The 15,242-nt window shown below is 71.0% G+C and carries 13 protein-coding genes; 6 read left to right on the forward strand and 7 right to left on the reverse strand.

The features are described from left to right. Window positions 1-65: 65 nt before the first annotated feature. Window positions 66-2,201 (reverse strand): putative bifunctional diguanylate cyclase/phosphodiesterase, encoded by a 2,136-nt coding sequence (locus tag AC1DUE_RS16260; RefSeq protein ID WP_477040453.1) that lies wholly within the window; start codon window positions 2,199-2,201, stop codon window positions 66-68. 169 nt (window positions 2,202-2,370) lie between these two features. Here AC1DUE_RS16260 and msrB point away from each other — a divergent pair, with 169 nt between their 5' ends. The 3 genes from msrB (at window position 2,371) to AC1DUE_RS16275 (ending at window position 4,252) form a co-directional block, all read left to right on the forward strand. Then, entirely contained in the window at window positions 2,371-2,772 is a 402-nt protein-coding gene (gene msrB, locus AC1DUE_RS16265; RefSeq protein WP_477040454.1) for a peptide-methionine (R)-S-oxide reductase MsrB, read from the forward strand. 123 nt (window positions 2,773-2,895) lie between these two features. Next, window positions 2,896-3,678, forward strand: a complete 783-nt coding sequence (locus AC1DUE_RS16270; protein WP_477040455.1) for a nuclease-related domain-containing protein — start codon at window positions 2,896-2,898, stop codon at window positions 3,676-3,678. Window positions 3,679-3,799: 121 nt separating this feature from the next. Beyond that, window positions 3,800-4,252: a MarR family winged helix-turn-helix transcriptional regulator gene (locus AC1DUE_RS16275; protein WP_477040456.1), complete on the forward strand. Its 453-nt coding sequence runs from the start codon at window positions 3,800-3,802 to the stop codon at window positions 4,250-4,252. Between the two features lie 60 nt (window positions 4,253-4,312). On the opposite strand, the gene AC1DUE_RS16280 is transcribed toward AC1DUE_RS16275, so the two are convergent. The 3 genes from AC1DUE_RS16280 to AC1DUE_RS16290 all read right to left on the reverse strand — a co-directional run bounded on the left by AC1DUE_RS16280 (window position 4,313) and on the right by AC1DUE_RS16290 (window position 8,231). Then, entirely contained in the window at window positions 4,313-5,968 is a 1,656-nt protein-coding gene (locus AC1DUE_RS16280; RefSeq protein WP_477040530.1) for an MDR family MFS transporter, read from the reverse strand. A 146-nt stretch (window positions 5,969-6,114) separates the two neighbouring features. Further along, entirely contained in the window at window positions 6,115-6,597 is a 483-nt protein-coding gene (locus AC1DUE_RS16285) for a MarR family winged helix-turn-helix transcriptional regulator (RefSeq protein WP_477040457.1), read from the reverse strand. A gap of 155 nt (window positions 6,598-6,752) precedes the next feature. Next, complete coding sequence (locus AC1DUE_RS16290) at window positions 6,753-8,231, reverse strand: sugar porter family MFS transporter (RefSeq protein ID WP_477040458.1); 1,479 nt, start codon at window positions 8,229-8,231, stop codon at window positions 6,753-6,755. A gap of 188 nt (window positions 8,232-8,419) precedes the next feature. On the opposite strand from AC1DUE_RS16290, the gene AC1DUE_RS16295 reads away from it, so the two are divergent. The 3 genes from AC1DUE_RS16295 (at window position 8,420) to AC1DUE_RS16305 (ending at window position 10,952) form a co-directional block, all read left to right on the forward strand. Beyond that, entirely contained in the window at window positions 8,420-9,019 is a 600-nt protein-coding gene (locus AC1DUE_RS16295) for a hypothetical protein (RefSeq protein ID WP_477040531.1), read from the forward strand. Window positions 9,020-9,309: 290 nt separating this feature from the next. Then, window positions 9,310-9,930 carry a DUF47 domain-containing protein gene (locus AC1DUE_RS16300; RefSeq protein WP_477040459.1) on the forward strand — a complete coding sequence of 207 codons (621 nt, stop codon included), beginning with the start codon at window positions 9,310-9,312 and terminating at the stop codon, window positions 9,928-9,930. A 5-nt stretch (window positions 9,931-9,935) separates the two neighbouring features. Next, complete coding sequence (locus AC1DUE_RS16305; RefSeq protein ID WP_477040460.1) at window positions 9,936-10,952, forward strand: inorganic phosphate transporter; 1,017 nt, start codon at window positions 9,936-9,938, stop codon at window positions 10,950-10,952. Here AC1DUE_RS16305 and AC1DUE_RS16310 read toward each other — a convergent pair. From AC1DUE_RS16310 to mshD, 3 genes are read right to left on the reverse strand one after another with little or no spacing between them, the layout of a single operon-like run. After that, window positions 10,949-11,926 (reverse strand): NUDIX hydrolase, encoded by a 978-nt coding sequence (locus AC1DUE_RS16310; RefSeq protein ID WP_477040461.1) that lies wholly within the window; start codon window positions 11,924-11,926, stop codon window positions 10,949-10,951. The genes AC1DUE_RS16305 and AC1DUE_RS16310 overlap by 4 nt on opposite strands. After that, window positions 11,923-14,169 carry an RNA degradosome polyphosphate kinase gene (locus tag AC1DUE_RS16315; RefSeq protein WP_477040462.1) on the reverse strand — a complete coding sequence of 749 codons (2,247 nt, stop codon included), beginning with the start codon at window positions 14,167-14,169 and terminating at the stop codon, window positions 11,923-11,925. Before AC1DUE_RS16315 ends, AC1DUE_RS16310 begins: the two co-directional genes overlap by 4 nt. Further along, entirely contained in the window at window positions 14,166-15,134 is a 969-nt protein-coding gene (gene mshD / locus AC1DUE_RS16320; protein WP_477040463.1) for a mycothiol synthase, read from the reverse strand. The genes AC1DUE_RS16315 and mshD overlap by 4 nt, the downstream gene beginning before the upstream one ends. Window positions 15,135-15,242: the final 108 nt, after the last annotated feature.

Consider the following 15,242-nt stretch of genomic DNA (forward strand, 5'->3'; position numbering starts at 1 on the left):
GAGGGCATAGTGCGAGACTCTCCCATCGGCACCGTGGGGCCGAACTTGAGTGCAACGACGAATTATCACCCGTTCGTGGCGTCAGGGCGGGGTGGACGCGGTGGACGGGCGTGTCGGACGGGCCGTTCCTCCTGCACGATCGTGGCCGCCGCGTGCGCTCTGCTGCTCCGGCCGCGGCGCGGTCGGGGGACGGCGCTGACCAGGGGCAGGTCGTCGGCAGGCACGGCCTTCGAGTACAGGAACCCCTGCGCCTGGTCGACACCGAGGCGTAGCAGGATCGCCGCCGTGGCGGCGTCCTCGACGCCCTCGGCGACCACCTGCAGGTCGAACGAGTGGGCCAGGTCGACCATGGCCTGCACCAGCACGTCCGAACCCTCACGCCCGCCGGCACCGAGGTCCGAGACGAAGAGCCGGTCGATCTTCAGCTCGTCCACGGGCAGGTCGCGCAGCTGGGAGATCGACGTGTTGCCGATGCCGAAGTCGTCGATGGCCACCCGGACGCCCAGCGCGCTCAGCCGCTCCAGCACGGGGACGACGCGCGACGGGTCCGACACCAGCGCGGTCTCGGTGATCTCGACCTCGAGCAGGTCCGCGGGCACGCCGTGCTCGTCGAGAAGCTGCTCGATCAGGTCGACGACGGCCGACGTGGTGACGTCGTGCGCGGACAGGTTCACCGCGACCGGGGTCGCGCGGCCCTCGGCGCGCCAGGCCGCGAGCTGCGTGATGCACTCGATGAGCACGTACCGCGTGACGTCGTGGATGAGCCCGGACTGCTCGGCGAGCGGGATGAACACGTTCGGCGGCAGCAGGCCGCGGGTCGGGTGCACCCACCGCATGAGCGCCTCGAGACCGATCGTGCGCCCCGTCGAGAGCTCGATCTTCGGCTGGTAGTGCATGCGCAGCTCGCGCGGCTCGCCCTCGGCCGGGCTCAGCGCGCGGTGCAGGTCACCGAGCAGCACCAGGCGGGCCGGCGAGGAGTCGTCCTCGTCCGAGGAGTACACCGAGACGCCGGTGCGGTGGTGCTTGGCCGCGTACATGGCGACGTCCGCGGTCCGCATGAGCGACGACGCGTCCCCGGCGTGGTCCGGCAGGCAGGCGACGCCGACCGAGGTGTCGACGTGCAGCGGCAGCTCGCCCAGCATGAAGGGCGGCACGAACAGCCCTCGGACGCGGCGGGCGAGCCGCTCGGCGTTCGCGACGGAGCGGACGTCGGGCAGCAGGATCGCGAACTCGTCGCCGCCCAGCCGCGCCACGATGTCGTCGTCGCGCAGGGCCCCGCGCAGCCGCTCGGCCACCTGCTCGAGCAGCTCGTCGCCTCGGTCGTGGCCGAGGGAGTCGTTGATGTCCTTGAACCGGTCGATGTCCAGCAGCATGAGCCCGACCCGGCTCCCGGTCTCCTCGGCCTCGAGGATGGTGCGCCGCATCCGCTCGGCGAGCATGCGGCGGTTCGGCAGGCCGGTCAGGGAGTCCAGGAGCGCCAGCCGCGCGTTCTCGAGGGCAGTGGCCTGCAGGCGCCGGGACGTGGTGAAGACCGTACGGAACAGCAGGATCCACAGCAGCAACAGGCCGAGCACGACGACGATCGCGACCGTCCGGACAGCGTCCGAGAGCGCCCTCGTGGCTGCCGTGTGGTCCAGCATGACCTCGGCGGCGCCGATGATCTCGCTCTGGCGAGGCATGGGTGACAGGGTCGAGCCGCGGGTCATCGTCTCGTTCACGTGGACCGGGACGTAGACGTCGAGGACGGCCTTCTGCGTGGTCTCGTCGGAGCTCAGGCTGACGCCGCGCACGTCCGTGATGATCCGCGCGTCGGACGCGCCGGTGCTCATCACCCTGTCCAGCCTGTCGCCCGCCGGGAAGGCGGTCGTGGTGCGCGTGGCCGAGCTGTACATCAGCGAGCCGTCCTGCGCCCACAGCCGCAGCTCGATCAGGTTGTCGGCGAACCCGGCCGTGGCGACCTTGACGGCGGCGGCCTGCTCGGGCGTCAGCACGTCCGGGACCACGAACGAGTCGATGGGGACCGTGGCCGTCGCGTACGTCTGGACGGACTCCGCCGCGTCCATCCCGTCGCGGACCGCCTGGTTGCTCATGACGGTCCAGGTCACCCACACGAGGGCGATCCCGAGCACGGCCATGGCCACGATGCTGACGACCGCGAAGTAGCGCGTCAGCGACCAGCGGCGGCGGGTGGCTCCGGGCACAGGCGTCCTCCAGTGGCGAGCGCAGTGCTGCGTCCGCTTGGCCGAGAGTATGCGGAACTGTGGGAAGAATCACGAACTACCCAGGTCAGGGCACCGCCCGGGCGCGTCGGGAACTCCTGCGGGGGACGCGTGGTTGCACAGGACGCAATCGATTCTGGGAGGAAGTCCGATGACGTACGAGGTGACCAAGACCGACGAGCAGTGGGCCCTGGAGCTCGAGCCGAGAGAGTTCGCCGTCCTGCGCAAGGCGGGGACCGAGCGGCCGTGGACGGGGGCGCTGCTGGACGAGAAGCGGGAGGGCGTCTACCGGTGTCGCGCGTGCGACAACGAGCTGTTCCGCTCCGACACCAAGTTCGACTCGCACTGCGGCTGGCCCAGCTTCTTCTCGCCCCTGGCGGGCGACAAGGTGGAGCTGATCACCGACCGCACGCTGGGCATGGTGCGCACCGAGGTCCGCTGCGCGCGGTGCGGCTCGCACCTGGGGCACGTATTTGACGACGCCCCGCAGACGCCCACCGGCGACCGGTTCTGCATGAACTCGGTGAGCCTGACGTTCGAGCCGAGCGCCTGACGACCTGATGCTCGTGACACGGACGGGGAAGAGCACGGCGTGCCGTCGCGACACCCCGTCCGAGTGACGTCCGGATGGTCGACAATGCTGAAGTCCGACACCTGTAGTGCCGATAATGCATTCGTGGAAGATGTCCTGACCGTGCGGAGATGGCGGCGCTACGGCGCCGACCGTCTCTTCGTCACGCAGGAGACCGGGCGGAGGGTCGGCTCGGTCGACCTGCAGTCCGGCGAGGTCGTCGCCGACGACCCGATCCTCGAGCTCGGGCTGCGTCGTGCCGCACAGGCCTACCTGCGCGCGGACGTCACCGAGCTCGCCCTCCCGGTGGCCACGCCGGGCATCGGCGCCCTGGACGCCGCCGACGACGCCGCGCTGCAGGCGTGGCTGGGCGGTGACGACTGGGACACCATCGACCTGGCCGGCATCCGGGCCGAGCGCGGCAGCTCCGTGCGGACGCGGCTCGAGCGCCTCACCGACGAGGGCTGGCAGGTCATCCACGACGTGCCGCTGGGCCGCCAGGGCACGCTCGTCGAGCACCTCCTGATCGGTCCCGGCGGCGCCTTCACGGTCGCGGAGCGCCGGCACCCCGGCCAGTCGGTCGTCGTCGACGGTCGCAGCCTCGAGGTCGACGGCCGCTCGATGCCCTACCTGCGGGATGCGAAGCTCGAGGCGGGTCGCGTCCGCGGGCTGCTGCTCGCGGCCGGATGCGCCGACATCAACGTCCGCGGCGTCGTCGTGGTCCACGGCGACCTCGAGATCCGCGAGGGCACCCCGCAGTGCGAGACCGTCGTGATGTCCCGGCAGGACGTGCAGACGGCGTTCCGGCGGATGCCCGAACGGCTCGACCTGCACCGCGTCGCCGCGATCGCGCACGTGGCCCGGCAGCGCGCCACCTGGTCCCGCTGACCACGTCTCACGGCTCGGACTGGGTGCTGGCACCCATGGATCGCCGCTGAACAGGTGAAACGCCTCGAACCGCGCACGTGCCGGTGGGTTAATTCTCCGTCCGGTCCGCGAGGATGGGGCCGTGGTCGACGAACAGTTCCGGCAGCTCGAGCGCGAGATGGGTCTGCTGCTGCGTCGCGCCCAGGCCTCGTCGGCCACCATCTCGAAGCAGGTCCACCCCGACCTCGAGCCGGCCGCGTACTCCTTGCTGGCGATGATCGCGGCGAGCCCCGGCGTGCGGGCCAGCGACCTGGCCGCCAACATCGGCGTCGGCCGCGGCACCATGTCGCGCCAGCTCGCCCGTCTCGGTGACCTCGGGCTCGTGTCCCGCCGACCGGACCCCGACGACTACCGCGGCCAGCTGCTGGACCTCACCGACGAGGGCCGGCAGCGGTTCGAGACCGCCCAGGGGGCTCGTCGGGAGTTCTTCCGCGACGCGCTGCGCGACTGGAACGACGACGACATCGGCTCGTTCGCCGGCCACATCTCCCGGTTGAACGCGGACCTCGCGGCCGCGCGGGAGCGCAGAAGCTGACACGCGCCGTCCCCGGTCGGAGGGGACCGAGGGCGGCGCGTGCCGAAACCTTTCCCTACGTCACCGTCTGGCGCGACCCGAGACGTTCTCGGTGAGCTCGTCGAGCTCCTCGTCGAGCGTCCGGCCCGTCCTGTCCTCGTCGGTGGAGGAGGTGGCGTCCGCTGCGGCAGCGGCCGTGGCCGTGGCCGGGGCGAGCATCTGGCCCTCCTCCTCGAGCAGCTGCTCGATGCCGGAACGGTTGCCGAGCGGCACCTCCTTGAGGAACAGCACCGCGATCAGCGAGACCAGGGCGATCGGCGCCGCGACCAGGAACAGCTCCGCGATGGCGCTGCCGAACGACTGCTCGACGATCACCCGGATGTTGTCCGGGAGGGTGGACAGGTCGGGCAGGGCGTCGCCGCTGCCCATGAGCGACGGGTCGATGCCCGCGGAGGCCAGGCCGCTGACGAGCAGGCTCGCGACCTTGTTGCCCAGGACCGCGCCGAGCACGGAGACGCCGAGCGCGCCGCCGAGGGTCCGGAAGAACGCCACGGTCGCGGTGCCGGTGCCGACCTCCTTGATGTCCAGCGTGTTCTGCACGGCGAGCACCAGGTTCTGCATGAGCATGCCCACGCCGAGGCCGATGATCACCAGGTAGGCGCCGACGAGCGTGAAGCTGGTGTCGTACTCGATGGTGCCCATGAGCGCCATGCCGCCGGTGAGCAGGATCGCGCCGGCGATCATGAAGCCCTTGTAGCGGCCCGTGCGGCTGATGATCTGGCCGGAGACGGTCGAGGAGACGAGCAGCCCGACGATCATCGGGATGGTGAGCAGGCCGGACTGGGTCGGGGTCTTGTCGCGGGCCAGCTGCATGTACTGGCTCAGGAAGACCGAGGTGCCGAACAGGGCGACGCCCACCGAGATGCTCGCGATGACGGCCATGACCAGCGTGCGGTTCTTGAACAGGTGCAGCGGGATGATCGGCTCGTCGGCCCGGGTCTCGGTCCAGATGGCCAGCCCGAGGGCGAGGATCGCGCCGCCGACCATCGCGGCGGTCTGCCACGAGGCCCACGCGAACGAGTTGTCCGCGAACGTGATCCAGAGCAGCAGCAGCGCGATGCCGATCGAGAGGAGCGTCGCGCCCAGGTAGTCGATCTTCACGGCACGCTTGACGCGCTTCGGCAGGTGCAGGGTGCGCTGCAGCACGACGATCGCGGCCATCGCGACCGGCAGGCCGACGAAGAAGTTCCAGCGCCAGCCGGGGCCGTCGGTGATGACGCCGCCGAGCAGCGGGCCGCCGACCATGCCGAGGCCCATCACGGCGCCCATGAGGCCCATGTACTTGCCGCGCTCACGCGGGCTGATGATGTCGGCGATGAGGACCGTGCCGAGCGCGGTCAGGCCGCCGGCACCGATGCCCTGCAGGGCGCGCATGCCGATGAGCATGCCGACGCCGTGGGAGAGGCCCGCGAGCGCGGAGGAGATCACCGAGATGGCGAGCGCCAGCTGGATGAGCAGCTTGCGGTCGACGAGGTCGGCGAGCTTGCCCCAGATCGGCGTGCTGATCGTCGTGGTCAGCAGGGTGGCGGTGACCACCCAGGTGAACGCGGACTGGGAGCCCTCGAGGTCCGAGATGATCCGGGGGAGCGACGAGGAGACGACGCTCGTCGCCAGGATCGACACGAACATCCCGAGCAGGATGCCCGAGAGTGACTCGAGCACCTCGCGACGGGTCATGGTCGGCGGGGTGTCGCGCACGGTCTCGTGCTCCGCCGTCGAGGTGGGTTCTGGCGTGGTGGTGGACACGGTTCTTGCTTCTCTCTCTGCGACGGGGACCCGGCGTCGTCGGCAGGTCGTGATCTGTTCTTCAGGTGTGTGGCGCGTCAGGCCGGCGTGAGCACGGGCCCCGGGGCGTCGTGCCGCAGCGGCGTGGTGAGCGTCGCGGCCAGGCGGTCGAGGGCGTCGGTGGTGGCGGTGAACTCGGCCGGCGACCAGTCGCCGAAGATCTCCTCGAGGTGCGTGTCGAGCTGCTCGCGCACGTCGGCGGCCAGCGCGCGGCCGGCGGGGGAGAGGCGCACCGTCCGGACGCGCCGGTCCTCGTCGTCGACCGCCCGCTCGACGAGGCCCTCGTCGACGAGCTGGCTGACCTGGCGGCTGGCCACCGAGATGTCGACGCGCATGAGGTGGGCGATCTCGCCCACCTGCACCGAGCCGCGGGCCTCGAGGATCCGGATGATCGCCAGCGTGCCGCGCGTGCAGCCCAGGTCCCGGGACAGCGCAACCGCCGACTCGCGCAGCGCACGGCTGAACGACTCGATCGACCGCAGCAGCCTCTGCTGCGCGCTGTCGGGCAGGACGGGCGTCATGGCGCTCCTCGGCTCAAGTGGTTGCTCAACACAACTGTACATTAACACTTGCTTCAAGCAACTGAAGCGTCGATCCATTCCCGTCGTCAGACGCGAACGGAGACAGCTCCCCACCGCGCCGTCGCGCGCCGCCCCGGCGGCGGATCGCATCCTCGTCAGGGGGATGCGGCCGAACCTCGCCTGGAGCGGTCGACCTTGACGCCCTCCATGTCCTCCAGCTCGACACCCTTGGTCTCGGGCACCTTCCACAAGGTGAACAGGAAGGACAGCGCAGCGAATATCGCATACATCAGGTACGGGATCGATGCCCCGAACGTGTCGAGCAGCGGCGGGAACGTGACCGTGATGAGGAAGTTCGCTATCCACTGCGCGGCGGCGGCCACCCCGAGGGCGGCGGCGCGGATGCGGTTGGGGAACATCTCGCCCAGCAGCACCCAGACCAGCGGACCCCACGTGGCACCGAAGAAGACGACGAACAGGTTGGCGGCGATCAGGGCGATGACACCCCACGGGTCGGGCAGCGTGACGTTCTCGCCGGAGCCCGTCGACTGCGTGAACGCCAGGGACATGATGCCGAGGGTCACCGCCATGCCGATGGAACCGGTGAGCAGGAGCGGCCGTCGGCCGATCTTGTCGATGAGCGCGATCGCGATGAACGTCACCAGCACGTTGGTGACCGAGGTGATCGTCGAGACCATGAACGACTGGCTCTCGTCGAAGCCGACCGCCTGCCACAGGGTCGTCGAGTAGTAGAAGATCACGTTGATGCCGACGAACTGCTGGAAGACCGACAGCAGGATGCCGATCCACACCACCGGCAGCAGGCCGAACCGCGGACCCTTCAGGCTCGCCTGGGCCTCGAGCTTCTTGTCGGTGGCGATCGTGTTCTCGATCTGGACGACGTGGTCCTCGACGTCGGCATCCGCGCCGAGCGTCGTCGCCAGGACCTCCTTGGCCTCGTCGCGCCGGCCGGTGGCGATCAGGTAGCGCGGCGACTCGGGGATGCGCAGGGCGAGGTAGCCGTACACGGCCGCCGGGATGGCCGCGACCATGAACATCCAGCGCCAGGCCTCGAGCCCGAGCCAGAGCGTCTCCGACGCGCCGCCGGCCACGCCCTGCAGCAGCTGGTCGGACAGCAGCGCGGCGAAGATACCGAGGGTGATCGCGAGCTGCTGGAGCGAGCCCAGCCGGCCGCGCATGGCCGCCGGCGCGATCTCGGCGATGTAGGCCGGGGCGATGACGGACGCGATGCCGATGCCGATGCCCGCCAGGATGCGCCACAGGATCAGGTCCCAGACGCCGAACGCCAGGCCGGACAGGATCGAGGAGACGAAGAACAGGATCGCGCCGACCAGCATCACGCGCGTGCGGCCGAACTTGTCGGCGAGCTTGCCGCCGAGCCAGGCGCCGAACGCGCAGCCGAGGAGGGCGACCGCGACGACGAACCCGGTCAGGGTCGAGCCGATCTCGAACTGGTCCTGGATGGCGTCGACGGCGCCGTTGATGACCGAGCTGTCGAACCCGAACAGGAACCCGCCGACCGCGGCCGCGACCGCCAGGCCGATCGCCTTGTTCTTGTAGGGGCTGTCCGGGACGTCGGCTGAGCCCGGCGGCGGCGTTGACGCGTGCGACATGTTCCCTGACCTCCGTGTCGCCGGGGCGCTCCCCGGACCTGCAACCCACCTTGGACCTCAGGCGGTCCCTCCGCACGTCGTCGGCACGAGGTCGGCGACGCGCCGACCTGCTGGCCGTCGGTGCGAACGCGGTGCAAGATCGTGCGATGGACGCGACACCCGGCGCACGGCGCCCCCGTCGGCCAGCGATGCTGGACCCGGCCGCGGCCGACGAGCTGCCGGGCGGGTACGACCCCGCCGTGCGCAACGACGCGGCGCACACCACGGCGGCGGCCCTGGTGCACCAGGGCCGGGCCAACGCGGATCCCGAGGTGGTGGCGCGGCTGGTCTCGCTCGTGGAGACCGAAGGGCTCGACGTCGTCGCCGCGCTGTGGTCCGACAGCCCCGCCGAGACGTTGCCGGGTGCGCTGTGGCGGCTCTACGTGCTGCGCGAGTGGGTGCGCCGCGACCCGGAGACCATCGCGGACCGCTACCGGCTGGGGGTCGCCGCGGCGCCGGTGCACGACGCGGTCGCCGGGGTCGCGGACGCGCCCGGGCCGAACGACGTGCGGGCGGTCGCCGACGCGGTGCTCTCGGGTGTCTACACGGGTGATCTTGCGGTCGCGCTCGAGCGGGCGGCGGCCTTCTGCCAGGTCCTCGCGACGGGGGCCGCGTTCGACGCCGACCACCTCGACGACGTGGACCCGACCGGTGCGGTCCGGCTGACGCGCGGTGCGGCATCCCTCGTCCGGACGGCTGAGGAGCTGTCCCGGGCTGCCGCGCTGTGGCGTGCGGACAAGCTCGAGTAGGCCTGGTCGAACGAGGTCGGGACTAGAATGGGCAGCGACGTCGGGTCGCGGTAGCCCCGGGCTCCATCTCAAGCCGCTTCGAGCGGCCCCGCGCCGAGAGGCGCTCCGCGGCCCGGCGTCGTCGCACCCGGAGTGCGCTGGTGCGCGATGCCGTGTACGCCGCGCGGGTGATCCGCGGCCGTTACCGGCCTGTCACTATGTGTCCATGCGCGCGCTGCCGCGCGTTAGGCATTCGACCGGCCGTGACCTAGCCTGATCCCCGTCCTCCTCCCCCCTCCACGGAGCCTGCTGTGCGCCTGCGCCTGACCCCGCGCGACACCACGTTCTTCGACCTCTTCGCCGCTCAGGCGACCCATCTCGTCACCGGTGCGAACCTGCTCGGCGAGATGCTCGGTGCCGACCGGTCGACCCGCAAGGAGATCGGCAAGCGCATCGCGGACGCGGAGCACGAGGCTGACGAGGCGACGCACCTGATCATGCGCCGCCTGAACTCGACGTTCGTCACTCCGTTCGACCGTGACGACATCTACACGCTCGCGTCGAGCCTCGACGACTGCATGGACTTCATGGAGGAAGCGGCCGACCTGATCGTCCTCTACAAGGTGGACGACCTGCCGGCCCGCGTGTCCGACCAGGTCCAGGTGCTCCAGCGCGCCGCCGAGCTGACCGCCGAGGCCATGCCGCGCCTGCGCTCGATGGACTCGCTGTCCGAGTACTGGGTCGAGGTCAACCGCCTCGAGAACCAGGCCGACAAGATCCACCGCAAGCTGCTTGCCCAGATGTTCGACGAGATCACCGACCCGATCCAGCTCATGAAGATCAAGGAGATCGTCGAGCGGCTGGAGGACGCGGCCGACGCGTTCGAGAAGGTGGCGAACACCGTCGAGACCATCGCGCTCAAGGAGTCCTGACCGCGGTGGAGATCGCGCTCGTCATCATCGTCGTGGTGTTCGCGCTCGGCTTCGACTACACCAACGGTTTCCACGACGCCGCCAACGCCATCGCGACCTCGGTCTCCACGCGCGCGCTCACCCCGCGCGTCGCGCTGCTCATGGCGGCGTTCTTCAACCTCCTCGGCGCCCTGCTCGGCACCAACGTGGCGACGACGATCGCCGAGGACATCATCAGCATCGACAACGTCAGCCCCGAGGAGGGGCTGATCATCGTGCTGTCCGCCCTCGTCGGTGCCATCGCGTGGAACCTCATCACCTGGCGCCTGGGCCTGCCGTCCTCGTCGACGCACGCGATCATCGGCGCCCTGACCGGCGTCGGCATCGCCGCCAGCGTGACCGTGCACTGGAGCGAGATCTGGGACCGGGTGGTCCTGCCCATGGTCTTCTCCCCGATCATCGGCTTCCTCGGCGCGTTCCTGCTCATGGTCCTGCTGCTCTGGATCGTGCGGAACCGGGCGCCGGCCCGCACGCAGCGCCGGTTCCGGCTCGCGCAGACCGCGTCCGCCGCGGCGATGGCCCTCGGCCACGGCCTGCAGGACGCGCAGAAGACCATGGGCATCATCGTCCTGGCGCTCGTCGCCGGCGGGTTCCACGAGGGCGACTCGATCCCGCTGTGGGTCAAGCTCTCCGCCGCGACGGCGATCTCGCTGGGCACCTACTCGGGCGGCTGGCGCATCATGCGCACGCTCGGGCGCAAGATCATCGAGCTCGACCCGGCCCGCGGCTTCGTCGCCGAGTCGGTCGCCTCGCTGGTCCTGTACGGCAGCGCCTACTGGTTCCACGCCCCGGTCTCGACGACCCACACGATCACCTCGGCGATCATGGGCGTCGGCGCCACCAAGCGGGTGTCGGCGGTCCGCTGGGGCGTGGCCAAGAACATCGCGTACGCGTGGGTGCTGACCATCCCGGCCGCGGCCCTCGTCGCGGCGATCGTCTACTGGATCCTCAACCCGATCCTGCTGGGCCTCGGCGCCCGCTAGACCTCGTGCGGCCGGTGCGTCTCGGTCGCCACCACGCGGGGCCCCTTGGGCGTCTGCGCGACGTGCGCGACCAGGACCTGGGCGGGGTGCAGGAACGGGTCGGCGTGCGGCAGCGCGTCGGCGATCTGCCGGCCCGCGTGCTGCGCGAGCACGTCGACGACCGTCGGCAGCACCGGCCGGTGGGTGCACAGGACCACGTCGGCGTGCGCCTCGAGCAGGCTCAGCACCTCGGCCGCGACCTTGGCCGGCGACGAGTGGTGCGACGTCTCGGTGAGGATGGCCGACACCTCGGGCACCACCTGTGCGGCCGCGGCGTAGGGCGCCATTGTGCTGACGCACCGGGCCCACGCGCTGGTCACCACGCGGCCGACGCCGAACGTCGACAGGATCGGGGTCAAGGCGTTCGCCTGACGGTGGCCCTCGGGCGTGAGGGGGCGGTCGAGCTCGGTGCCCTTCCAGTCCGCGCGGCGCCGGGCCGTCCCGTGCCGCGCGACCACCAGCGCGCGCGTGTCCAGACGGTCCTTCGCGTACGCCTCGACCAGGTCGTCGAGCGGTTCCTGGTCGTCGGGCCGGGTGAGCCGCTTGAACGCCACGTCGGCGTCGAACCAGCGCAGCTGGTCGATCTCCTTCGGGCTCACCGGGGGCACCGGCGGGCGCGCGCGCAGGGCAGCGGCGTCCGGTCGGCCGGCCACCTGGGCCGCCCAGTAGTGCACGCGCTTGCGGCGGCCGTCCGACAGGCCGTACTCGAGACCGGGCAGCGGCACGCCGAGGACGACGTCGTGGCCGGTCTCCTCGGCCACCTCACGCGTCGCGGCCCCGAGGATGGTCTCGCCCGGGTCGACCTTGCCCTTGGGCCAGGACCAGTCGCCGTACCGCGGGCGGTGCACCATGGCGACCTGGAGCTTCTCCAGACGCACGCGCCAGACGATCGCGCCGGCCGCCTCGACGATGACCGGCGCCTGCGTGGGGCTCACCGGCCCTTGCCGTGCTTGCGGCGCTGCCGGCTGATCAGGGCCGCCTGCAGGTCCACGAGGGGGCCGTCGACGCCGACGTAGTGACGCTCCCAGGCACCGTTCGAGTCGAGGTGCCACGACGCGGTGCCGTCGTCCATCGACTCGTCGAGCAGCTCGATGAGCTCGCTGACCTGGTCGGGGTCGGCGATCCGGACGAGCGCCTCGACGCGACGGTCGAGGTTGCGGTGCATGAGGTCCGCGGATCCGATGTAGACCTCCGGCCCCTCGAAGGTCGCGTCCTCGGGCTTCACGGAGGACGCGAACGCGAAGATGCGCGAGTGCTCGAGAAAGCGCCCGAGGATGGAGCGGACCCGGATGGTCTCCGACAGTCCGGGGACTCCCGGACGCAGCGCGCAGATGCCGCGGATCACGAGGTCGACGGGCACTCCGGCCTGCGACGCACGGTAGAGGGCGTCGATCGTGGCCTCGTCGACCATCGAGTTGACCTTGATCTTGATCCACGCCGGCTGGCCCTCGCGCGCGGCGGCGGCCTCGCGGTCGATGCGCTCGATCAGGCCGTTGCGCACCGAGCGCGGCGCGACGAGCAGGCGGTGGAACCTCGACTTCGGCGCGTACCCGGACAGCTGGTTGAACAGCCGCGTGAGGTCCTGGCCGACCTCGGGGTCGCTGGTGAGCAGCCCGAGGTCGGTGTACAGGCGCGCGGTCTTCGGGTTGTAGTTGCCGGTGCCGATGTGGCAGTAGCGACGCAGGCCGTCGGCCTCCTGGCGGACCACGAGCGACAGCTTGCAGTGGGTCTTGAGGCCGACGATGCCGTACACGACGTGGACGCCCGCCTGCTCGAGCTTGCGGGCCCACGAGATGTTGTTCTGCTCGTCGAAACGCGCCTTGATCTCGACCAGCGCCAGGACCTGCTTGCCGGCCTCGGCGGCGTCGATGAGGGCGTCGACGATGGGGGAGTCGCCCGAGGTGCGGTAGAGGGTCTGCTTGATGGCGAGCACCTGCGGGTCGGCGGCCGCCTGCTGCAGGAACTGCTGCACCGAGGTGCTGAACGAGTCGTACGGGTGGTGCAGCAGGATGTCGCGCTCGCGGATCTTGGCGAACATGTCCGCCGGTGTCGCGCTCTCCACCTCGGCCAGCTGGCGCGGGGTCGATGCGACGAACCGCGGGTACTGCAACGGGGCGCGGTCCAGGTCGGCGATGAGGTGCAGGCCGGTGTGGTCGAGCGGCGCGGGCAGCTCGTAGACCTCTTCCTCGTCGACCCCGAGCTCGCGGATGAGCAGGCTGCGGATGCGCGGGCTGATGCCGTCGGCGATCTCGAGGCGGACCGGCGGGCCGAAGCGGCGGCGCAGCAGCTCCTTCTCCATGGCCTTGAGGAGATTCTCGGCGTCGTCCTCCTCGACCTCCACGTCCTCGTTGCGGGTGACGCGGAACGTGTGGTGCTCCTGCACGACCATGCCGGGGAACAGCTGCTCGAGGTGCTCGGAGATGACGTCCTCGACGGGCACGAAGCTGACCGGGCCGCGCTCCAGAGAGGCGGCCTGCACGTCCGGGGCGCTGGGCCGGCCGGAGGCGTCGACCGCGATGAACCGGGGCAGCAGCGGCGGCACCTTGACGCGGGCGAAGTGCTCCTTGCCGGTCGAGGGGTTGGACACCACGACGGCGAGGTTGAGCGACAGCCCCGAGATGTACGGGAACGGGTGCGCGGGGTCGACGGCCAGCGGCGTCAGGACCGGGAAGATCTGCCGGCGGAAGAACTTGCGCAGCCGGTCCTGCTCCGACTCGCCCAGGTCGCTCCAGCGCACCAGGGTGATGCCCTCGTCGGCGAGCGCGGGCTGGACCTGGTCCGCGAACACCGCCGCGTGCCGGGACATCAGCCGGTGCGCCTCCTCGCTGATCGCCTCGAGGACCTGGCGCGGGGACGCCCCGGACGCGGCCGTGACCGCGATGCCCGTGGCGATGCGGCGCTTGAGGCCGGCCACGCGGACCATGAAGAACTCGTCGAGGTTCGAGGCGAAGATCGCCAGGAAGCGCACCCGCTCGAGCAGGGGCAGATCGGGGTCCTCGGCCAGCTCCAGCACCCGCTGGTTGAACGCCAGCCAGGACAGCTCACGGTCCAGGAAACGGTCGTCGGGCAGCGGCTCGAGCTCCAGCTCGACGTCCTCGACCTCGGTCACCGCGGCCGGGCGCACATGCTCCGCGATATGGGCCGCGAGGTCAGGGTCGAGGGCGGTGAGGTCCGTCATGCGCCCATCGTGACATCCCTCGGTGAACTCTTGGTATCGGAGCCGAACATCACATCCACACCGGCCGTGACGAAGCCTGCGCGCTCGTAGGTGTGCACCGCCACGGTGTTCTCGGCGCCGGTGTAGAGGATCGCCGCCGTCAGCCCGCCGCTGGTCAGGTGGTCCAGGCCGAGCGCCGTGAGAGCGCGACCGAGGCCGAGGCCCTGGGCGTCCGGGTCCACGCCCACGACGTAGATCTCGCCCACGCGGTCCGGACCGTGCTCGCCCGCCGGGTGCACCTTGGTCCACACCGAGCCGAGCAGCTGGCCGTCGCGCTCCGCGAGCAGGAAGCCCTCGGGGTCGAACCAGTCCTCGGCCTCGCGTGCCCGCAGGTCCGCCGACGTCATGCGGCCCTGCTCGGGGTGGTGCGAGAACGCGCGCGAGTTGACGCGGCGCCAGGCGTCCTCGTCGGCACCCGGCCGGAACGCGCGCACCGTCACGCCCGGGGGGAGCGCGGTCTCCTGCTGCGGCCGCGCCGTGAGGTCGAGGCGCATCTGCAGCAGCTCGCGCACGACCGCCATCCCGGCCGCCCGCGCGAACGCCCGGGCGGCAGGCAGGTCGCCGTGCGCCCACACCCGCAGCTCGCGCTCGTCGACGACCTCGGCCTCGGCCCGGGCCCGGTCCAGCAGCGCCCTGCCGACGCCGGAGCGGCGGTGGGCCGGGTCGACCACCAGCTCGGCCTTGACGCTGGTCTGCGACCCGACGTCGAGCTGTGCGTAGCCGACGAGCACGTCGCCCAGCGCGGCCTTGAGGTGGACAGCCGGCGCCTCCGGCTCGGTGAGCCACAGCAGGGGCTGCTCCGAGAGCGGGGCGACGCCGTCGGCACCGGCGGCGCGGTGCGCGAGGGCACGGACGTCGTCGGCGGCCGTCGTGGACAGGGGACCGGCTGTCGCCGTGACGACGACCTGCGTGGACGTGTCGACCATGAGGCCATCCCACCACGGGTGGAACCGGACGGCTGTCCAACAATTGCGCGCGTTCCGGTGAAGGGGGTCGGACCCGCTCGGGGTCGTCCGGGGCGAGCGGGTAGGTTG

Source organism: Cellulomonas sp. P4_A2 (assembly GCF_056402515.1).